The organism is Polaribacter irgensii 23-P (genome assembly GCF_000153225.1).
Lineage (GTDB): Bacteria > Bacteroidota > Bacteroidia > Flavobacteriales > Flavobacteriaceae > Polaribacter > Polaribacter irgensii.
In genome coordinates this window covers 2,480,449-2,501,200 of the sequence record NZ_CH724148.1, presented here as the reverse complement: position 1 = coordinate 2,501,200, position 20,752 = coordinate 2,480,449, and the positions used below count along the sequence as shown (strand labels likewise).

At 33.2% G+C, this 20,752-nt stretch carries 20 protein-coding genes and 1 other RNA gene; 9 read left to right on the top strand and 12 right to left on the bottom strand.

Annotated elements, in window-relative coordinates:
• On the bottom strand, positions 1-1,695 hold the full coding sequence (locus PI23P_RS11105) for a M23 family metallopeptidase (protein WP_004570955.1): 1,695 nt from the start codon (positions 1,693-1,695) through the stop codon (positions 1-3).
• 145 nt (positions 1,696-1,840) lie between these two features.
• Between PI23P_RS11105 and PI23P_RS11100 the strand changes: the two genes are divergently transcribed.
• From PI23P_RS11100 to rny, 4 genes are all read left to right on the top strand, one after another.
• Positions 1,841-2,125, top strand: coding sequence for a coiled-coil domain-containing protein (locus PI23P_RS11100; protein ID WP_004570954.1), 285 nt, complete (start codon positions 1,841-1,843; stop codon positions 2,123-2,125).
• 13 nt (positions 2,126-2,138) lie between these two features.
• Positions 2,139-2,429, top strand: a complete 291-nt coding sequence (locus PI23P_RS11095; protein ID WP_004570953.1) for a cell division protein ZapA — start codon at positions 2,139-2,141, stop codon at positions 2,427-2,429.
• Between the two features lie 54 nt (positions 2,430-2,483).
• Positions 2,484-2,610, top strand: a non-coding RNA gene (gene ssrS / locus PI23P_RS12450) — 6S RNA.
• Positions 2,611-2,657: 47 nt separating this feature from the next.
• Positions 2,658-4,223 carry a ribonuclease Y gene (gene rny / locus PI23P_RS11090; RefSeq protein ID WP_004570952.1) on the top strand — a complete coding sequence of 522 codons (1,566 nt, stop codon included), beginning with the start codon at positions 2,658-2,660 and terminating at the stop codon, positions 4,221-4,223.
• Positions 4,224-4,303: 80 nt separating this feature from the next.
• Here rny and xerD read toward each other — a convergent pair whose 3' ends face one another.
• Positions 4,304-5,200, bottom strand: coding sequence for a site-specific tyrosine recombinase XerD (gene xerD, locus PI23P_RS11085; protein WP_004570951.1), 897 nt, complete (start codon positions 5,198-5,200; stop codon positions 4,304-4,306).
• Positions 5,201-5,767: 567 nt separating this feature from the next.
• Here xerD and aroQ point away from each other — a divergent pair.
• Positions 5,768-6,187: a type II 3-dehydroquinate dehydratase gene (aroQ, locus tag PI23P_RS11080; RefSeq protein ID WP_004570950.1), complete on the top strand. Its 420-nt coding sequence runs from the start codon at positions 5,768-5,770 to the stop codon at positions 6,185-6,187.
• A 21-nt stretch (positions 6,188-6,208) separates the two neighbouring features.
• On the opposite strand, the gene PI23P_RS11075 is transcribed toward aroQ, so the two are convergent.
• The 4 genes from PI23P_RS11075 to PI23P_RS11060 all read right to left on the bottom strand — a co-directional run bounded on the left by PI23P_RS11075 (position 6,209) and on the right by PI23P_RS11060 (position 10,038).
• The gene (locus tag PI23P_RS11075) at positions 6,209-6,667 is read right to left on the bottom strand and encodes a GNAT family N-acetyltransferase (RefSeq protein ID WP_004570949.1); all 459 of its coding nucleotides are present in this window, start codon (positions 6,665-6,667) and stop codon (positions 6,209-6,211) included.
• A gap of 20 nt (positions 6,668-6,687) precedes the next feature.
• Positions 6,688-7,908: a lipoprotein N-acyltransferase Lnb domain-containing protein gene (locus tag PI23P_RS11070; RefSeq protein ID WP_004570948.1), complete on the bottom strand. Its 1,221-nt coding sequence runs from the start codon at positions 7,906-7,908 to the stop codon at positions 6,688-6,690.
• Positions 7,909-7,913: 5 nt separating this feature from the next.
• On the bottom strand, positions 7,914-8,984 hold the full coding sequence (locus PI23P_RS11065; RefSeq protein WP_496559455.1) for a putative type IX sorting system protein PorV2: 1,071 nt from the start codon (positions 8,982-8,984) through the stop codon (positions 7,914-7,916).
• A gap of 79 nt (positions 8,985-9,063) precedes the next feature.
• Positions 9,064-10,038, bottom strand: a complete 975-nt coding sequence (locus PI23P_RS11060) for a YheT family hydrolase (protein WP_004570946.1) — start codon at positions 10,036-10,038, stop codon at positions 9,064-9,066.
• Positions 10,039-10,144: 106 nt separating this feature from the next.
• Here PI23P_RS11060 and PI23P_RS11055 point away from each other — a divergent pair, with 106 nt between their 5' ends.
• Together PI23P_RS11055 and PI23P_RS11050 are read left to right on the top strand one after the other, a co-directional pair.
• Positions 10,145-10,870 carry a CDP-alcohol phosphatidyltransferase family protein gene (locus PI23P_RS11055; protein ID WP_004570945.1) on the top strand — a complete coding sequence of 242 codons (726 nt, stop codon included), beginning with the start codon at positions 10,145-10,147 and terminating at the stop codon, positions 10,868-10,870.
• A 5-nt stretch (positions 10,871-10,875) separates the two neighbouring features.
• The gene (locus PI23P_RS11050) at positions 10,876-12,075 is read left to right on the top strand and encodes a GAF domain-containing sensor histidine kinase (RefSeq protein ID WP_004570944.1); all 1,200 of its coding nucleotides are present in this window, start codon (positions 10,876-10,878) and stop codon (positions 12,073-12,075) included.
• Here PI23P_RS11050 and lptB read toward each other — a convergent pair.
• The 4 genes from lptB to PI23P_RS11030 form a co-directional block, all read right to left on the bottom strand.
• On the bottom strand, positions 12,072-12,809 hold the full coding sequence (gene lptB, locus PI23P_RS11045) for an LPS export ABC transporter ATP-binding protein (protein ID WP_004570943.1): 738 nt from the start codon (positions 12,807-12,809) through the stop codon (positions 12,072-12,074). The genes PI23P_RS11050 and lptB overlap by 4 nt on opposite strands.
• 120 nt (positions 12,810-12,929) lie before the next feature.
• Positions 12,930-13,280 (bottom strand): carboxymuconolactone decarboxylase family protein, encoded by a 351-nt coding sequence (locus PI23P_RS11040; protein ID WP_004570942.1) that lies wholly within the window; start codon positions 13,278-13,280, stop codon positions 12,930-12,932.
• Complete coding sequence (gene tatC / locus PI23P_RS11035) at positions 13,255-14,082, bottom strand: twin-arginine translocase subunit TatC (RefSeq protein WP_004570941.1); 828 nt, start codon at positions 14,080-14,082, stop codon at positions 13,255-13,257. The genes PI23P_RS11040 and tatC overlap by 26 nt, the downstream gene beginning before the upstream one ends.
• The gene (locus PI23P_RS11030; protein ID WP_004570940.1) at positions 14,082-15,050 is read right to left on the bottom strand and encodes a KpsF/GutQ family sugar-phosphate isomerase; all 969 of its coding nucleotides are present in this window, start codon (positions 15,048-15,050) and stop codon (positions 14,082-14,084) included. Before PI23P_RS11030 ends, tatC begins: the two co-directional genes overlap by 1 nt.
• 137 nt (positions 15,051-15,187) lie before the next feature.
• On the opposite strand from PI23P_RS11030, the gene PI23P_RS11025 reads away from it, so the two are divergent.
• Positions 15,188-17,371: an ATP-dependent DNA helicase RecQ gene (locus PI23P_RS11025; RefSeq protein ID WP_004570939.1), complete on the top strand. Its 2,184-nt coding sequence runs from the start codon at positions 15,188-15,190 to the stop codon at positions 17,369-17,371.
• 181 nt (positions 17,372-17,552) lie between these two features.
• On the opposite strand, the gene PI23P_RS11020 is transcribed toward PI23P_RS11025, so the two are convergent.
• Both PI23P_RS11020 and PI23P_RS11015 read right to left on the bottom strand, forming a co-directional pair.
• A complete protein-coding gene (locus tag PI23P_RS11020) occupies positions 17,553-18,230 on the bottom strand; it encodes a ZIP family metal transporter (RefSeq protein ID WP_004570938.1) in 678 nt (225 codons plus the stop codon).
• The gene (locus PI23P_RS11015) at positions 18,227-18,952 is read right to left on the bottom strand and encodes a class I SAM-dependent DNA methyltransferase (RefSeq protein ID WP_004570937.1); all 726 of its coding nucleotides are present in this window, start codon (positions 18,950-18,952) and stop codon (positions 18,227-18,229) included. The genes PI23P_RS11020 and PI23P_RS11015 overlap by 4 nt, the downstream gene beginning before the upstream one ends.
• 223 nt (positions 18,953-19,175) lie before the next feature.
• Here PI23P_RS11015 and PI23P_RS11010 point away from each other — a divergent pair, with 223 nt between their 5' ends.
• Positions 19,176-20,393 carry a THUMP domain-containing class I SAM-dependent RNA methyltransferase gene (locus PI23P_RS11010; RefSeq protein WP_004570936.1) on the top strand — a complete coding sequence of 406 codons (1,218 nt, stop codon included), beginning with the start codon at positions 19,176-19,178 and terminating at the stop codon, positions 20,391-20,393.
• The last annotated feature ends 359 nt before the right edge of the window (positions 20,394-20,752 follow it).

Genomic DNA, 20,752 nt, shown 5'->3' with positions numbered 1-20,752 from the left:
TTATATTTTTCTAAAGAATGTAAGGGCATGCTCTGAGGTATTGCCCACGTTATCTGAAACTATAATTTTAAAGAGATGTTTACTACCAAACAATTTTTTATCATTAAAATTATACGTGAGTACCCTTTTTTTATGATTGTATTGCATTAAGATCCATTTTCCATCGATGGTTGCTCTCCAACTATTGATGCCAGAATCCGCGTCAGAAATTTTCACCTTTAATGTTTTAGATTTACTCACCCATTGTTTATCGTTGATAAATAACATTTTTATTTCTGGACTTAAACTATCTTTTTTTAAAGTATAGGTGCCTAGTGTTTTTGTGGTTGTATAGAAAGTACTGTCTTTTTTTCGAGTGTATACGTATCTCGGATATTTTTGATATTCTAAGTTAGCAATGTACAGCTGTTCTTTTTCTAAAGCAGAATATTTAGAAACATCAAAGGTTAATGTATAGCTTTTGTCTAAAGGAATAGTCGGCTCGTGTACTTTTGCAACTCCATCTTCTACTAAAAAGTCAAGAAAAGTATCTTTATAAAAAGTGTTTTTGGGAAAGGCTACGGTTACATTTTTTTCTTTAAATTTTTGAAAGTTTTCCGCAATTATTTTGAAGTTTGTCGTGTCTTTTTCCTTTTTAAGGAGGGTGTTATTGGATTGACCGATAACAGCAATTTGAATGCTGCTTTGGTTTCCTTTAAAGTCTTTCACAATAATTTCGATTGCATAACTTAAGCCTTCCTGAATATCAATTTTACCATTGTCAACTAAGCTTTGATAAATTGAAAGTCGATTTTTTTCTTCCTTGAACAATTTTTGAATTTTACTGCTGTATTTTTTATAATGTGCATAGTCGATAAGTAAGTTTAGAAATTTACTTTCGGAAAAAGAAAAGGTTTCAACATCGTGGTAATAGTGCCTTTTTCCATTTACTAACATTTCAAGGCTGTAAATTCCGTTTTTGTTAGTGGCGCCGTTCAATTGGTCGTAGGCGCTAATACCAAAACCAATGAGGCCATATGCGAAGATTCTACCCGTAGTATACTGTCCTTTTCCTATTTTTTTTAAAGGAATTTTTGTGGTGTTATTTTGTTGATAGATGCGAGCGTCGTTTGCTAAGGGGTATGCTTGTAAGGCATTTACTGTAGGTGCTAAATCATCGGCCACTTGGAGCCCAAAAAAAAGGGGGTTGATAATTTTTTCTGTGCTAGTATCTCTAATTTCGAAATGTAAATGAGGGCCTCCAGATCCTCCGGTATCTCCAGAAAATGCAATTACTTCGCCTTTTTTTATGGGAAATTCATCTTTTTTTAGATATATGTTTCCTGTTTCGTAGCTCTCTTTTTTGTATTGTATTTTTTGAATATAGGACTCTATTTCGTCTTTAAATGCGCTTAAATGACCACATACAGAAGTGTATCCATTCGGGTGTGTTATGTAGATCGCTTTTCCATAACCAAATTGCTGGACTTTTATTCTAGAGACATATCCTTCTGCAACTGCATATACTTTTAAGCCCTCTTTGCCCTCTGTTTTAATATCTACTCCGGCATGAAAGTGGTTGCTTCTTAATTCACCAAAAGTTCCTGCAAGTAGAATCGGGATATCTACCGGACTTTGAAAATATTCTGTTGGATATTTCTTTTGAGAAAAAGTTGCAAAGGAGTATAAGACTAAAGTAAAAAGGAGTTGTTTCAAAAAGAACGATTTTTATGTAAAAGTAGTAAAAAACAGCTGTTTTACAATCTTCTCAATTTCAGTGTTTTATTAAAACAGCAATTAAATGTTGCATATTTAAAACAGATTGTTAACTTTGTAATTGTAGTTTTATTCAATTATTGAGATGAGTAACACCTTAGAAGCAATTCACTCGTTGGAAGTTAAGTTAAAAACTCTACTGTTCAATTATGAGTTTTTAAAAAAAGAAAATGAAATTTTGCTTCAAAGTTCGACAGGGTTGCAACACAAAATATTGGAACAACAGCAACTATTAGCAGATCAAAAAGTAGCATACGATTCGCTTAAAATTGCAAAAACTATAGATGGCAGTAGTACAAAAGATACGAAACTGAAAATAAATACATTAATTCGAGAAATTGATAAATGTATTATTCAATTACAAGAATAAAGTTCTTTAGATTGTGGAGAAATTAAAAATTAACTTGGTAATAGCAGGAAGAACATATCCATTAAGTGTCAAAAACACGAATGAGGAAGAAGGGATGCGGAAAGCAGCAAGCGCTATCAACAAATTAATTGGTATGTATGAGCAAAATTATGCAGTAAGCGATAAACAAGATGTTTTAGCAATGTGTGCATTACAATTTGCTTCTAAATCAGAGATTTCATCACTAGAAAAAGGATTTGAAAACACAGAAATAACAAATAAACTAGAAGAGTTAACTAATTTACTCTCAACGCATTTAAAATAAGTTCTTTAAAATACATTAACAACACACTGCCTACGTTAGTAATTTGTTTGATAAACTCAACGAGTATCTATTATAAAGGATAAGTCTCAGTTGCTAAAGCAAGCCATAGAATTCGAATTTATTCTTTTTCAGGTGGATCCTTGATCAGCTAGTTAGTCCTAAACCTGTAATAATGGAGTTTATAAAAACCACACTTTCGTAGGCTTTTTTTTATATAAAATTTAAATTATGGACGGAATTTTACTTCCCATTATTGTGGGAATTATAGGGATTGCAATTGGTTTTATTATTGCAAAAGGAATTGAGAAATCTAAAGGGAAAAAATTATTAAACACAACCCGGAAAGAAGCTTCTGCGATTTTGAAAGAGGCAAAGATTGATGCAGATGCAATTAAAAAGGATAAGATTCTACAAGCAAAAGAAAAATTTATAGAATTAAAGTCTGAGCATGAAAAAGTAATCTTAAGCAGGGAAAAGAAAATTTCTGATGTTGAGAAGCGAATTAGAGATAGGGAGTCGCAAGTAGCTTCAGAAGTAGATAAAAACAAAAAACTGAACAAGTCTGTTGAGCAAAAAGAAAAAGATTTTAGCACAAAGCTAGATTTTCTTGACAAGAAAGAAGAGGAATTAGAAATAATGCACAAGCGCCATGTAGACATGTTAGAACAAATTTCTGGCTTGTCTGCGGAAGAGGCAAAAAAAGAGCTAGTTACTTCGCTAAAAGAAGAGGCGAAATCTGACGCGATGGCCTTTGTTCAAACATCGGTAGAGGAAGCAAAATTAACAGCAGAACAGGAGGCAAGAAAAATTGTTTTAGGAACCATTCAAAGGGTAGGTGTAGAGCAAGCGGTAGAAAATTGTGTTTCTGTTTTTAATTTAGAATCAGATGACGTCAAAGGAAGAATTATTGGTAGAGAAGGACGTAATATTAGAGCAATTGAGGCGGCGACAGGGGTTGAGATTATAGTAGACGATACACCAGATGCAATTATACTCTCTTGTTTTGATCCTATTCGAAGAGAGATTGCACGCTTGTCCCTTCACAAATTAGTTACTGACGGTAGGATACATCCTGCTAGAATTGAAGAAGTAGTCAGTAAGACAGAAAAACAAATTACACAAGAAATTATAGAAGTTGGTAAGAGAACTGTAGTCGATTTGGGCATTCATGGATTGCATCCTGAATTGATAAAGGCAGTTGGAAGAATGAAATATAGATCTTCTTACGGTCAGAATTTATTACAGCACTCCAGAGAGGTTGCAAACTTGTGCGGAATTATGGCCGCAGAAATGGGGTTAAATTCGAAGGTGGCAAAACGTGCCGGGCTTCTGCATGATATTGGTAAAGTACCAGATGCAGAAAGTGAACTTCCACATGCGTTACTGGGAATGCAATGGGCAGAGAAATATGGTGAAAAGCCAGATGTTTGCAACGCCATAGGTGCACACCATGACGAAATTGAAATGAAGAGTTTAATTTCACCAATTGTGCAGGTTTGTGATGCTATTTCTGGAGCGAGACCAGGTGCAAGAAGACAGGTATTAGATTCCTATATCCAGCGTTTAAAAGATTTAGAAGAAATTGCTTTTGGTTTTACAGGAGTTCAAAAAGCTTATGCGATTCAAGCGGGGCGTGAATTGCGTGTGATGGTAGAAAGTTCAAAAGTAAATGATTCTAAAGCTGCTGAATTATCATTCAGTATTTCTCAGAAAATACAAAACGACATGACATATCCTGGTCAAGTGAAAGTAACGGTAATTAGAGAAACTAGAGCAGTAAACGTAGCGAAGTAATATAAAAAATCTTAAGAATTCAGAATCAATAAAAAACCTACTTTAAAGTAGGTTTTTTATTGACGGCCAAATAGTTTATTTTATTTCCGCGGATGAAAGGTTTCTACCACCTCTTTTAAATAGGTTTTGTCTACATGGACATATATTTCTGTGGTAGTGATGCTTTCATGTCCTAATATTTGCTGAATAACCCTTAGGTCTGCTCCATTTTGTAACAGATGCGTTGCAAAAGAATGTCTTAACGTATGCGGGCTAATTTTCTTTTTTAAATCGATTTTAAAGGCCAAATCTTTTAAAATTATAAAGATCATTTGACGGGTCAAGCCTTTCCCTCTTCTATTTAAAAACAGCGTATCTTCAAATCCTTTTTTCGGTTCTATGTGCGTCCTAATGGTGCGCTTATAAATGGAAATATAGCTTTCGGCGTCTTTGTGAATTGGAACATACCTTTCTTTATTGCCTTTCCCTAAAACTCTAATAAAACCTTCTTCGAAAAATAAATCAGAGACCTTTAATGTAATTAACTCGCTAACGCGCAAACCACAACTGTACATTGTCTCTAAAAGGGTGCGGTTTCTTTCTCCCTGGGGATGGCTTAAATCGATGGCACTAAATAAAGCGTCTATATCATCTTGACTCAGCGTGTCAGGTAGCTTTTTTCCAATTTTAGGGGTTTCTAACAAGTCCGTAGGATTGAGAACTCTATATTCTTCAAAGATTAAATAATCGAAAAAACTGCGCAAGCCTGAAATAATTCTAGCCTGGCTTCTCGGATTTATCTGTTTGGCAATGTCATAAATAAATTGCTTAATAAGATCACTATTGATGTTGATTGGGGAAATAGTAATTTTATTCTTGCAGAAAAATAAACAGAGCTTTTCAATGTCTTTGGTATAACTATCAACTGTGTTTTTAGAAAGACCACGCTCTATCTTTAAATACATTTGATACTCTTTAATTGCGTGCTTCCATTCCATAAAGTAAATTTACGAAATAAAAAAAATACTTGGAAAGGATGGTTTGTAATTTATATAATTAGTTATTGACTCTCTTTAATCTAAAGGAGCTGCGTTGGAAAGATCTTTACGGTTAAATCCATTGAAGTGAATTTGTACAAAAGTGATGAAGTTTGGTGTTTTTAAAAAGTATATTCGTGTCTATAGCTGCTGTTCTAAAATTGAATGCAGATATATATTGAAGCAATCTTTCTCTAAATAGTATTTCAAATGTGTTTTTTATCACACTTTTTTAGAATTCTATTTGCAATATAGAATCAATTTTCTAAATCCGCTTCAACTGCTTGAATTTGGAATATATTAAAATACGTTTTAAAGATTATCACTAGTTTAGAATGCGCAGTTAGCATTTGCTCTTATAAATTCCTCCTCTAGAGGATTTGTTTTTATAATTATTAGAGCATGCTCCAATTTAAAAGTCAGTAAGAGCAGTATACTACTAGGATTTTTTTAGAATACTTAAATTTAAGTAGGAATTAGAAGCAAATAAAAAAAAATAGAGGATCTTTACTTTTTAAAATTAAAAAGATGAAAATTATTATCATAAATGGACCAAACTTAAATTTACTAGGTAAAAGAGAACCGGAAATTTATGGTTCTAAAACTTTTGAATCTTATTTTGAAGAATTGCAATTGAAATTTGAAAAGGTGCAAATGTTTTATTTTCAATCTAATATTGAAGGTGAAATCATAGACAAACTGCATGAAGTTGGTTTTAGTTACGATGGCATTGTCTTAAATGCTGCGGCCTATACGCATACGTCAGTTGGTATTGGAGATGCTGTAAAAGGAATTGAAACAAAGGTCATAGAAGTGCACATCTCTAATGTTCATGCACGTGAAGAGTTTCGACAGCAGAGTTATATTTCGCCAAATGCAGGTGGAGTGCTCTTTGGTTTCGGCCTAAAAGGATATGACTTAGCGATTGAAAGTTTTCTTTTATCTTAACTCCCTTAATCGGTTTTAAAACTACAACTCTAAAATCATTTTGATATTAGCACGTTCATAATGAACTTCTTTTTCTAACGGAAGCTCTATAAATCCTACTTTTCGATACATATTAATTGCGGGAACTAAAGATCTGTTGCTATATAAGACGACGTTTTTCCAATTTCTTTCTTTGGCAAAATTGATGCAATACTCGATTAGTTGTTGTCCAATTTTTAATCCTTGATATTCTGGAAGCACTGCCATTTTACTCAATTCGAAAATTTTTTTTTGACGAATAAAAGCGGCTGTGCCAATAATTTTATTTTCAGCCTTAACGAAAAACACGTATCCTCCTCCATCAATAATATACTTTTTAGGATTGCTTAAAACTTTTTTATCATAAGGCTCTACATAGAAATGTTTTTCTAACCATTCAACGTTTAAATTATAGAAGTCCTGAACATATTGACTGTGAAATGGAATTATTTCTATTTTCATTAGGTTTTAAATGCGATTAATTATTGTGGATTGTTCGTGATATGTGCGCTATGAATTGCCTTTTTTAAGGAGTACAAATATTTATATAAAAATAAATACCGAATAAAAAGTAAAAGGAAAATTGGGATTGCAGCACAAGGAAATGCTTGAATTTTAAAAAACCAAAGAAAAGGAAGGATGCCTAAAGTAAACAAAAGCAGCAAAATGTATTTTTTTACACCAACCTTAACATTTTTTTTTCGCAGGCTAAAGGCCATCCATAAATTGGGTAAAAAGGCCCACAAAATATTAAAGTTGTTAGGAGCTGTGGTGTGCGAAGAAAATAGCCATAGGTAGGTGAGTAATAAACCGACGATACCTATAATAAAGAATATTATAAAATCTAAATACCTGCTTCTTTTATTATTTTTTAGATCTTTAAAAGTAATGAATAGCACTATTATTAGAAATATTGAAAAGACAGTTACAGGACTTGTTATTTTTAAAGGTGTAGCTTGCTCAGTAAAGTTTAATAATACCTGTTCTTTCTCTACCAGTGGAATAAACACGTTTTCTCTTTTTATTCTAGCGTATTTAAATGTGTTATACAATTGATCGGGTAGATAGGTGTAAGATAGTTGGCTTCTTTTTTTATCTAGAATGGTTCCTGCAATTATGTTAATGCCAAAATTACCCCAGGTATTCCAATATATCTCTTGGTCCATCAGCGCTCTCAAGGTTTGATTATTTGAAATATTGGTAGAATTTAGAGCGATGTTATTACCGAATGTTATTTGTAAAATATCCCTGAGTTTAGTAGCACAATTGTCAAAAAAAGGATCATACAAATAGGTTGCATTTTCTTTTCGCACATTATTTTCTAGATAGTCAAAGACTCTTTGTTTTTCGGATAGATCTAAATTTAAAATTTGCTGCTTAAGCCATCGTTTGTCTTGCTTATAGCTGGCTAAAAAATATTTAAAATCATATTTAGCGACTAAGTAATACATTTTGCCTTTTGCAAAATTCGAATAAAAGTTAGGGGCGTTAAAATCAAAGATGCCGTAGTTGTAAATAAGATCAATGTTCAAAGTTGTATCTACAACTCGCAACGCGCTGTGGCCAAACTTCTCATAGAGTTCTTCTCCTGGTCCTGCAGTGATAAGAGAGATTTCTGAGTTGATACTTAGATTTACCTGTGCTTCAATTTTGTTAATAAATAGCAAGCAAAGGAATACAAGAAATATTGTTTTTTTCTTCATATATATTAAGTTCTAAGAAAAGTATAATCGAAAGTAATTGAAAAAACATTAGAGAACAGAGCGTTTCCTACACCACCAATATTGGTTAATGCATCATCTATTTGAATGCCTTTGTAGTTAAAACCTAAACCAAAGTTGGGTTGCAACGTGAGTGTTGTAGTAGTATCGAATTGAGATGTATTTTGAAAGTTCCCCAGCTCAGCTCTTAAGTATACAAGATCGTAATAGCCCGACCGGAGACCAATTGCAGGGTCTATACTTCCGTACTCAGAAGAAAGAATATCATTTGTTTCCGTAAAATGGATATTCAAATCAATTTCTGTTAGCAAACTAAAAAGTGGATTTACTTTAAAGGAGCGTGCAATGCCTATTTGCAATTTTGGTTTGGTGATTTCTGTAGTTTCTGGCAATTCTTGGTTTTGACCTGGAATTGCATTTTTAATTTTATCAAATTCGATGGTATTTATTGCCCAATTGTTAAATGTAGTGGTAATGTCTCTTGCCATTAAACCGAATTTCCAGTTATTTTTTTCAAATTGAATACCGAGGTCGAATCCAAAACCCAAAGAAGAAGCAAAATCACCGATAGTTCTTCGGACAATTTTAGCATTTACTCCAAACTTAATGTTTTTAAGAATGATATTTCGAGCATAGGCGATGTTAAATGCATAATCGGCAGCTGAAAAGAGGCTAATTTTATTAAAATCGATGTTTCCTTCGCGATCAATGAGCTCGGTGGTATTTAGAATATCGTCAACTCCAAAACGAATGATAGAAATACTAAGTGCACATTCTTTATCTATGGGCATTGCGAACGCAGCATGATTGTAGTTCGCAATTCCTGCAAAATAATCTGCATGCATTAAAGAACCTTGATAATCTTTAATTCCTACCAACCCTGCAGGATTCCAGTAGATTGAGTTTACATTATTGGTAGAAGCTACTACAGCTTTGCTCATTCCTAAGGCTGCCGCATCTACACCTATGTTTAAAAACTCATTGGAGCAATTTCTAAAAGATTGTGCTTTTAAAAACGAAAAAAAAAGTAAGATAAAAAGTAAGATTTTACGTTTCAAAAGCATAAAAATTTCTGTGGCAAATATCATAATTACTATTAAAATAACCTCGGTTTTGGGGTATTATTGTACATCGTATCTAAATTAGAATATGTTCTTTTATGAACTGCGTAATTCTTTTTTCCAACCAACTGTTTTCGTGGTTTTTAAATGAAGTTATGAAGCCAACATGACCTCCGTATTCAGGTGTTTCTAGGTAAAAAGAAGCAGATTGCATGGCCTCTTTTATGGGGTAGCATTCCGGTGACAGAAAAGTATCATCTTTGGCATTTATTAATAAGGTAGGTCGGTCAATTTTTGAGAGATACGGTTTTGAACTTGCTTTTTTCCAATAATCTTCAGGACTTTTAAATCCAAAAACAGGAACGGTATATAACAGTTCTAAATGTTTAAATTTAGTAGCTCTAAATAATTTTTCTTTATCTAAACGATATTCGGGGAATTTAAATGCTTTTTCTAAAATTTTATTTTTCAATGTTTTAAAAAAAACTTCCACATATACTTTATTTTTTAATTTATCCATTTCTTTTTCTGCAGTGGTAATATCAATAGGAACAGATACAGCAACGGCTCCTTTAATTTTTGGAGATAACTTTTCACGATATTCACCCAAGTATTTCAAGGTTAAATTTCCTCCCAAACTAAAGCCAACAATAACAATATTTTCATACGAGTAATTTTCTAAGAGATGCTGTATGACAAAGTCAACATCTTCTGTTTTCCCGCTGTGATACGTGGATAGTTGTAGATTGTCTTCTCCACTACAACTTCTTAAATTCAAGCAGACAGTGTCGAGACCATTTTGATTTAAATGATTAGAGGTAGCTGTCATGTATTTGGACGCAGCGCTCCCCTCTAGTCCATGAATTAACAGTGCTAAAGTTTTTGCCCCTACAATAGAAAAGTCTAAATCAATAAAGTCTTGATCCCAAGTTGTAATTCTTTTTCTTTTGTATGCACATTCGTCTTTCATAAAAAAAGGACGGTACATCGTATTAAAATAAGTATTTTTAAAAGGCAAAGTAGGTGTAAAGTCAGAATCTATAAGTGGCATTAAATCAGCTTTAATTTATACTTTTTAAAAATACATAAAAAATACAGATTTTTAGAAAATTACCAAAATAGGATTTGTTATTTTAGCCTATTAATTAAAAAAAGTTATGAAAAAACACATTCCTAATTTATTAACGCTTGGCAATCTTTTTTGTGGAACTGTTGCAGCAATGTATGCCGTTCAGGGTAATTTTGAAATTGCGGGGATTTTGGTAATTATTGGAATTGTATTTGATTTTTTTGATGGCTTTGCAGCGCGGCTTCTAGGGGTCTCTGGTGAATTGGGAAAACAGTTAGATTCTTTGGCAGATATGGTTACAAGTGGTGTTGTTCCGGGCGTTATTATGTTTTATCTGTTATCGCAAAATGAACTAGGAGTTGAGATTCTTGTTCAGCCTTTGGCAATGGCAAATTTCATACCTTTTTTAGGTTTATTATTAACGTTAGGAGCTGGCTATAGGCTTGCTAAATTCAACATAGATACGCGACAAACCAATTCTTTTATTGGTTTACCCACACCTGCAATGAGTTTATTTGTAATTTCATTGCCTTTAATCATAGAATATTCTGAGATTGAATTTGTAAACAATATAATAAATAATGTGTATTTCTTAATAGGTGTTACGGTGGCTTTAACCTATTTTATGAATGCACAATTGCCGCTATTTTCGCTCAAGTTTAAGGGGTATGCACTAAAAACGAATAGCGTACAATACGTGTTTATTTTAATTTCTTTGTTTTTAATTCTTAGTTTAAATGTTATTTCTATCCCAATAATCATTATATTATACGTTCTAACATCTATAATTCAAAACTATTATAAACCCAAATAGATTTCATGATCCCAGCAGATCTCCCTTTAAATGAAGCGGAAAGGTTGAAAGTTCTAAATACGTACGATGTATTGGATTCTTTGCCTGAGGAGGATTATGACGGTATTACAGCGATTGCAGCTAGTATTTGTGGAACGCCCATTGCACTGGTTTCAATTATAGGTAAAAATAAACAATGGTTTAAGTCTCATCACGGACTTGCGGCGAAAGAGACTCCAAGAGAATTCTCTTTCTGTGCGCACAGTATTCTAAATACAGATGAATTATTCATTATTAATGATGCAACAAAAGATGATCGATTTGCAAACAACCCACTAACAATTGGCGCACCAAATGTTGTTTTTTATGCAGGCGCCCCATTGAATAGTTCAGAAGGTTTTCCTTTAGGTACTTTGTGTGTAATAGACAACAAACCAAATGCGTTAAACAAAAGACAGCAACAAAGCCTAAAGCTTTTGGCAAAACAAGTGGTCAATCTTTTAGAGTTAAGAAAAAAAAATAAAGAATTATTAAAATCAAGTGAAGAAGTGCATCGATTAAATTCGCAATTGAATGAATTTTCTTATCGGCTATCACATGATATTAAAACACCCATAAGCGGAATAAAATATCTTTCTGAAGTCATCCAAATGGATTACGCAAACAAATTGGATGAAGAAGGAAGGGTGCTGCTCAATCTCATTTCTTCGCGCAGTTCTTATTTGTTCTCATTAGTTGAAGGAATGCTAAATTTCACAAAAGTAACAAACGCTAAAATAATTTTCGAATCTTTTAATTTTGAAGAATTGTTGGAAAGAATTAAAGTGTCTTGTCGCTGGGAAGATACTTGCGAAACTAATTATGTTGGATGCAATGTGCTTGTAAAGCAATCGCAAGTGGCTTTTATCCAAGTGTTTCAGAATTTATTTTCAAATAGCATTAAATTTGTAGGTTCAGCGAAAGCAATTATATCTATCTCTTTGGAGATTGATTCAGTTTCTTATAAAATTATTTATAAAGACAATGGTTTTGGAATCGATAAAAAATACCACAAAAAAGTATTTGATCTTTTTGAAACATTGGGGAGCAAGAACGGCACAGGAATAGGTCTGCCTACAGTCTCAGCGATATTGAAAAGGCTGGGTGGAAGTATTCAATTTCAAGAAACAAAAGAGAATGGAACAGGAGTATTATTTAGTTTGACAATTCCGATAATTAAGAATTAAAACATTTTTTTCTTTTTCAATTCAAAATCATTTCCAAGATATACTTTTCGAACCATTTCGTCAGCAGCCAACTCTTCAGGTGTTCCTTCTTTTAGAATACTACCGTTGTACATTAGATATGTCTTGTCTGTAATGGCCAGGGTTGCCTGTACATCGTGGTCAGTAATCAAAATCCCAATATTCCTGTTCTTTAATTGTGCTACAATGCTTTGAATATCTTCTACTGCGATGGGATCTACTCCGGCAAAAGGTTCATCTAATAGAATAAAATTAGGATCTGAAGCTAAACAACGTGCAATTTCTGTTCTTCGTCTTTCACCACCAGAGAGGAGGTCTCCTCTGTTCTTGCGAACATGACCAATATTAAATTCTTCTATTAAAGATTCTAATTTTATTTTCTGTTCCTTTTTAGAACGTCCTGTAAATTGTAAAACGGACATAATATTATCTTCTACAGATAACTTTCGAAAAACGGATGCTTCCTGCGCTAAATAACCAATTCCTTTTTGTGCACGTTTGTACATGGCATCTTGTGTTATTTCTTCTTCATTTAAGAAAATTTGGCCAGCATTTGGTTTAATCATTCCCACAATCATATAAAAAGAGGTTGTTTTTCCAGCGCCATTTGGCCCAAGTAGGCCAATAATTTCGCCTTGTTGAACTTCCAAGGAAATGCCTTTCACGACCTTTCTACTGCCGTAAATTTTCTGAATATTTTCTGCTTTTAAAATCATATTTTTTAAATATAATACCAAAAATTTTAAAACTAATGGCCTTTTTCAAAAATAGTAAACTCTCATGTTAAGAGTCTTAAACCTTTCTTAAAGAATTAAACTAGACAATAAGTTACATGTTTATTGTGTATTTTCATCCAGCGCTTCCCAGTACTCTAGCGCTTTTCTCAAATGAGGAATGACAATGGTACCACCAATGAGGTTGGCAATAGACATGGTTTCCATCATTTCTTCGGTAGTCACGCCATTTTCCTTAGCTGCCTCTAAATGATATTGGACACAATCGTCACATCTGAGAACGGCAGAAGCAACTAAGCCTAGCAATTCTTTTGTTTTTACAGGTAGATGTCCCTCTTTAAAAGCATTGGTATCTAAATTAAATATTCTTTTAATAACTTTATTATCAGAGGCTAATATTTTCTCGTTCATTTTAGAACGGTAGTCATTAAACTCTTGGACTTTTTTGTGCATTTTTTTGTTGTTTTTTGATCACTATTTTTGAAACTTTAATACTAATCTCATACAAGATTAGTATTGGTATTGCGACAATAACTTGACTTGCAATGTCTGGAGGTGTAATAATTGCTGCTAAAATTAATACAACTACAAGTGCATGTTTTCTGTATTTCCTTAAAAACTCAGGAGTTACCAGTCCAATTTTCGTTAAAAAATAAATGAGTACCGGCAATTCAAAAAGTATAGAGACTCCAAGAAGCATATTCGTTACCAAACTTATATGAGAATCTAGAGTGAAATTATTTTGTATTAATTCAGAAATTTGATAATTGTATAAGAAATGAATGGATATGGGTGCAATTACGTAAAAACTAAAAGCGATTCCACAGAAAAATAAAAAAGAGGCAATAAAAATAAATCCTTTTGAGTGTCTTACTTCATTTTTTGTTAAACCTGGAGAAATAAAACGCCAAAGTTCCCATAACAAGTATGGAAATGATAAAATAATTCCCAGTATGAAGGAAGACCATAGGGCATTCATTAATTGTTGTGTAGGCTTTAAACTAATTAAATTATTAGTAAAAGAGACATTACAAAAGGTACTATCGAAGCTGAAAAAACTAAAAAATTCACAAAATATTTCATACGTGATAAAGTCTGATTTTCGATGTGCTAACAAAAAATGCTCGTAGACTTCTTTTTGAAATATAAAAAGTACAATTCCGATAATAAAAATCGCAGAGGCACTTCGCACCAAATGCCATCTTAATTCTTCTAAATGCCCTAAAAAGGACATGTCTTTTTCTTTTTTTGCCATTAAAAAATACCTTCTTTGATTAAGTCATGCAAATGAACAACACCAATGTATGTATGATTTGCATCTACTACTAAAATTTGAGTAATACTGTCACTTTCTAATTTCTCTAGCGCTTCTATGGCCATTGCGTTTTGGGATATTGTCTTTGGGTTTGTACCCATAATATCTTGCGCTGTAATGTTTTTAATCTCTGAAGTTTTACTGAGCATACGTCGAATATCACCATCGGTAATAATGCCTACTAATTCAGTGTTTTTTAACACCGCTGTAACTCCTAATCTTTTTTCCGAAATTTCTACAATTACTTCAGCGATAGAGCTTTCTAATTGAACCTGAGGAACTTGGTTGTTTTTTGTTAAGTCAGAAACTCTCAAATACAATTTCTTACCCAAAGCACCTCCAGGATGGTATTTTGCAAAGTCTTTACTAGAAAAACCTCTTAAATCTTGCAGGCAAACTGCTAAGGCGTCTCCCATTACAAGTTGCGCGGTAGTGCTCGATGTAGGAGCTAAATTATTTGAGCATGCTTCTTTCTCTACAAAAGTGTTTAGTGGGAAATCTGCATTTTTTCCAAGGAAAGAGTGGATGTTTCCTGTGATTGCAATTATTTTATTGCCATAATTTTTTATCAGAGGAACCAAGACTTTAATTTCTGGAGTATTGCCACTTTTTGACAAACAAATGACAACATCGTTTTCCTGCACATTTCCCAAATCTCCATGAATGGCATCTGCGGCGTGCATAAAAATAGCAGGTGTTCCGGTCGAATTAAAGGTTGCAACTATTTTGGTGGCAATATTTGCGCTTTTTCCAATACCCGTAACAATTACTCTTCCATTGGAATTTAAAATAAAGTTCACCGCATTTTCAAAGTTTTCATCTAATAAGCTTGCTAAGTGTGCAATAGCAACGCTTTCTAATAAAATAGTTTCCTTTGCAGTTTGTAAAATGGAGCTTGATTCTTTCAATGGTTAAGTGTTTATCAGAATAAAAAAAAGTTATATCTTTATGTTGGGAAATAAGCAAATTTACTACAAAAAATAGTTTCAACAAACTATATAGTAGGTTTGTCAATAGATTTTAATGTTAAACGAATAATGTAGAAATGGATTTACACAGTCCTCTAAAAAAGTTCTTTGGATTTAATGAATTCAAAGGATTACAGGAGCAAGTAATCAAGAGCATCGTAAACAGAAATAATACTTTTGTTATCATGCCAACCGGAGGGGGTAAATCTCTTTGTTATCAATTACCAGCATTAATGCAAGAGGGTACAGCCATCGTGGTTTCGCCATTAATTGCCTTGATGAAAAACCAGGTGGACGCCATTCGAGGTATTTCTGAACACAACGGGGTAGCACATGTTTTAAATTCTTCTTTAAATAAAACGGAAATTGCTCAAGTTAAAGAAGATATCGCGTCTGGCATTACAAAGCTTTTATACGTTGCACCAGAATCTTTAATTAAAGAAGAATATGTGGCTTTCTTGAGAACACAAAAAATTTCTTTTGTAGCGATCGATGAGGCACACTGCATCTCTGAATGGGGTCATGATTTTAGACCAGAATATAGAAACTTAAAGCATATTATTAAGGCTATAGACGATGTTCCCGTTATTTGTTTGACAGCCACTGCCACGGAAAAAGTACAAGAAGATATCTTAAAAACGTTAGGAATTACCGATGCAAATAGATTTAAGGCTTCTTTTAATAGGGCCAATTTGTTTTATGAGATACGGCCTAAAACCAAAGAAGTAGAAAAAGATATCATTCGTTTTGTAAAACAGCGGGTAGGCAAATCAGGCATTATTTATTGTTTGAGCAGAAAGAAAGTAGAAGAAGTTGCTCAGATTTTGCAAGTAAATGGATTGAATGCAGTTCCTTACCATGCGGGTTTAGATGCGAAAACTAGGGTGAGACATCAAGATATGTTTCTGATGGAAGACTGTGACATTGTGGTTGCAACGATTGCATTTGGGATGGGGATAGACAAACCTGACGTTCGTTTTGTGATTCATCACGACATTCCTAAAAGTTTAGAAAGCTATTACCAAGAAACAGGAAGGGCGGGACGAGACGACGGCGAAGGTTATTGTTTGGCTTTTTATGCATATAAAGATATTGAGAAGCTCGAAAAGTTTATGTCTAGCAAGCCCGTTGCAGAACAGGAGATTGGACATGCATTACTGCAGGAAGTCGTTGGCTATGCAGAAACTTCTATGAATAGGCGTAAATACTTATTGCACTATTTTGGCGAAGATTTTGATGAAGTGAACGGAGCTGGTGCGAACATGGATGACAATTCAAGAAATCCAAAGAAAAAGCATGAAGCAAAAGACGATGTTGTGAAATTGCTGTCGATTGTAAAACAAACATTGCAAAAATACAAGTCTAAAGAAGTTGTCAACACCTTAATAGGTAAAGAAAATGCTTTATTAACTTCTCACAGAACGCATTTGCAACCTTTTTTCGGGAGTGGTAAAGATCGATCTGCGGCTTATTGGATGGCGTTAATTCGACAGGTTTTAGTTGTTCATTTTATCAAAAAAGAGATTGAACAATACGGAGTTGTTAAATTAACAGCGTTAGGAAATGGGTATATGGAAAATCCAACCTCTTTTCTGATGACGGAAGATCATTCCTATTCAGAGGAAAATGACAATGCAATTATTATCAACGCAAAGTCTTCGGGAGCGGTCTTAGATGTTAAATTAGTTCAGTTATTAAAAAATCTTCGGAAAAAAGTAGCTTTGAAACAAGGAGTACCTCCTTTTGCTGTTTTTCAGGATCCATCGTTGAATGACATGGCGTTGAAATTTCCAATAAATCTAGAAGAATTGTCAACAGTTCACGGGGTTGGAGAGGGAAAAGCTCGCAAATTTGGAAAAGATTTTGTGAAGGTGATTAATGATTACGTGCAAGATAACGAGGTTTTAAGACCTGACGACTTAATTGTTAAGAGTACAGGAACAAATTCAGGATTGAAATTATACATCATTCAAAATACAGATAGAAAATTATCACTAGAAGATATTGCCAAGTCTAAAGGTCTGGAGATAAAAGATCTTATTAAGGAAATGGAAGCGATTATATTTTCAGGAACAAAATTAGATATTAATTATGCTTTAGATGATCTTTTAGATGAAGAACAGCAGGAGGAAATCCATGAATACTTTATGGAAGCTGAATCAGATAAAATTCAAGACGCCTTAGACGAATTTGATGGAGATTATGACGAGGATGAACTGCGTTTAATGCGCATTAAGTTTATAAACGAAGTAGCGAATTAAAATATTTTTGTGGGAATTTTATTAATCTAAATTAAATTATTTTCATTCTTTTGAGTTTTATTTAAGCACAATCCAGTATAATTATTCTTTACGATCATACTTTCTTTTTTGGGACAAATCGTTGCAATCATACAGCTTTTTTTGAAACCTCTTTTAATTGTTTTTTACGGATCTTAATACATTATAAGGTGAAAATAGTGAGCAGTATCCCTAAAAGAATAGCGGTAAATTTCTGGAGATTAAACTTGTGGTTTTCTGAACTTTCAAAAAGAATAATGGTAGAAATGTGCAAGAATACACCAATAATAAGCGCTGTGATTTCTGAATAATAATTCGTGAAAAAAGCAACTTTATTTCCAACCAAAACTCCGAGTGGACTCATGAGTCCAAAGAAAATTAAAAAACTGTAAATTATTTTTTTAGAATATTTTGTTTGTATTAAAAATGTAGTTAACACAATGGCTATCGGAACTTTATGAACTAAAATCGCCCATAATAAATTGGTTTTTCCATTGTGAATTGGGAGTCCTTCCGAAAAAGCATGCAAACATAAACTTACAAAAAGTAAGGTTGGGAATTTTGTTCCGTCGGCATGAATGTGAATGTGACCGTGTTCTGCTCCTTTAGAAAAAGATTCGAGTACAGACTGCAAAATAATTCCAATTAAAATAAAAATACCCACTTTTTTATAATCTGAAGATGTGGTATATACTTCTGGTAACAGATGTAAAATGGTTACAGAAAGAAGATATGCTCCACTAAAGGCTAGCAATAGCCGTACTTTTTTATTACTTGGCTTTATAATATAAACTAGTAATGCACCAAAAAGCACCGAGGCTATTAGTAAGATGTAATTCATTTTGCAACGAGTATTAACCGATTAGAATGTTCAGGGTTAAAAGAATTTAATTGATAATCTCCAAAAGTGTGTATAATCGTGAAGCCTACTTTGTTGAGATAATATGTCATTTTTTCTATGTCTAAATATTTCACACGCTCTGTGTATGTATGTTCTTTGCCTTCTGCAAAAAATGAAATATTTTTAATAATAAAGCCATTGATAATTTCTCTTGTGATGTGAAAAGTTATGCCCTCTACATTTTTTATTTCTTTTGAAACTAAATTGGCTTTTACTACAATTGCATTTAAAAAATCAAAAACGAAAAAGCCGTTGGGCTTCAAGCCTTTTTTAATGTGTTCTAAAATTAAAAGATCTTCTCTATCCTCTTCAAAGTATCCAAAGCTTGTAAAAAGGTTAAAAATAGCATCGTACTTCCTCTTTAGAGGCTTTCGCATGTCATGCACCTCAAAATTTAAAGTATCATTTTCAAACGGTTTTGCTGCTTTAATACTATTTTTTGACAGATCTTTTCCGGTAACACGGTACCCTAAGGAGTTTAAAAACACAGCATGTCGGCCTTTGCCGCAGGGTAAATCTAAAACATGGTTTGCTTTACTGAGACAGAGAAGTTCAGTTACGTTTTTCATAAATACCTGTGCTTCAGAATCATTTCGTTCTTTGTAAAGAATATGATAATAGGAAGTATCAAACCAATCTGTAAACCAATCTTTTGTTTTCATAAGCCTTTTGAGTCGGCAAAAGTAACGAAATCTTCTCTTTTGTAAAGTGAAATTTTGAGAAAGTATAAACATTTTGGGCATGGCTTAAACCAAGTAGCAGTTGCAGTTCTGACAACCGGTTAAATAAGCACCCAATTGACGTATTATTTTTTAGGCAAAACTTTGGGATGCTAGCGAGATCATTCAAACAATAAAACGTATTTTTGCGGATAATTTTACAAGTATGGACAAAGATTTTAAAATGACGGCAACCACTCTTTTTGGTTTAGAAGGGGTCTTGGCAGAAGAGTTGAAAAATTTAGGAGCACAGGATGTAAAAGAGGCCGTCAGAAGCGTTTCTTTTAGGGGTGATAAAGGTTTCATGTACAAAGCAAATATTGCCTTAAGGACTGCTGTACGCATTTTAAAGCCTATAAAAGTCTGTAAAATTTACGATGAAGAGGATTTATATGATGCCATTCAGAAAATTAAGTGGGAAAATTATTTAGAGATAGAGGGGACTTTTGCCATTGGTGCAGTTGTAAACTCAAAGAATTTCACCACAAATTCGCATTATATTTCCTTAAAATCCAAAGATGCGATTGCGGATTATTTTCGTCACAAGTACAGCAAAAGACCAAATGTAGATTTAAAGTATCCAGACGTGAAGATTCACATTCACATTCAAAAGGATTGGTTGACAGTTTCTTTAGACTCTTCTGGGGATTCTCTTCATAAAAGAGGATATAGAACCGCTACAAATATTGCACCTATAAATGAGGTGTTAGCTGCCGGTATGGTTCTTTTGTCTGGATATACTGGTGAGGAAAATTTTATTGATCCTATGTGTGGCTCTGGTACTATTTTAATTGAAGCCGCTATGATTGCGAATAATATTCCAGCCAATATCAATAGAAAGTTGTTTGCTTTTGAACAATGGAAAGATTACGATGAAGAATTGTACTTTATCATTCAAGAGTCTTTATTGAAAAAAATTCGCTCTTCTCATTTTAAGATTATGGGATTTGACAAAGCACCTTCGGCAGTTCAAAAAGCAATTGCAAATGTAGAAAACGCAAACTTAGATGAGTTTATTGGCGTACACCACATCAATTTTTTTAATTCTAAAAAAGAAGTCTTTGGAAATACTACGATTTTGTTTAACCCGCCTTATGGTGAGCGTTTAAATATTGATACAGAAGAGTTTTACAAGAAAATAGGAGATACCTTAAAAAACAACTATCCAGGTTCTACAGCGTGGTTAATTACTTCGGATACCGACGCTTTAAAGGCTGTTGGTTTGAGAACTTCTAGACGAATCGCATTGAAAAACGCAGATTTAGACTGTAAGTTTGTACGATATGATTTGTATGAAGGTACGCGTAAGTTTAAAGAATCGAAAGAAGATGCAGACACGAATCAGGTTTCTGATACAAATAGTGATTTAGAATTAGACGCATAATTTTAAGAAAAAGTTTTGGACAGTGACTAAAGTGGTCTTGTTCATTTTTGTTTATGGTTCTCTGCAATCTTTCTTAAAATTATTATTAGATTACTAGTGCTGATTGCAATTAAAAATAGCGGTCTTCAATCGCAATTTGAAAAAGAAAAACATTACAGTTTTAATTGTGCATTTCTTTCGTGTTGAAAAAAAAATCGCTTTTTGATCATGCGAAGCCCTTGAGACAGTCTCTTCGAAAAATAGCTTCATATTGATTTTAAATTTATGTAATTTTGGTTTTTATAGTGTACGGAACGAAGTATACATAAAGTACTTAAATATTTAAAAAGTGCCTTAATGCTACTTTGAGAATCATCCCT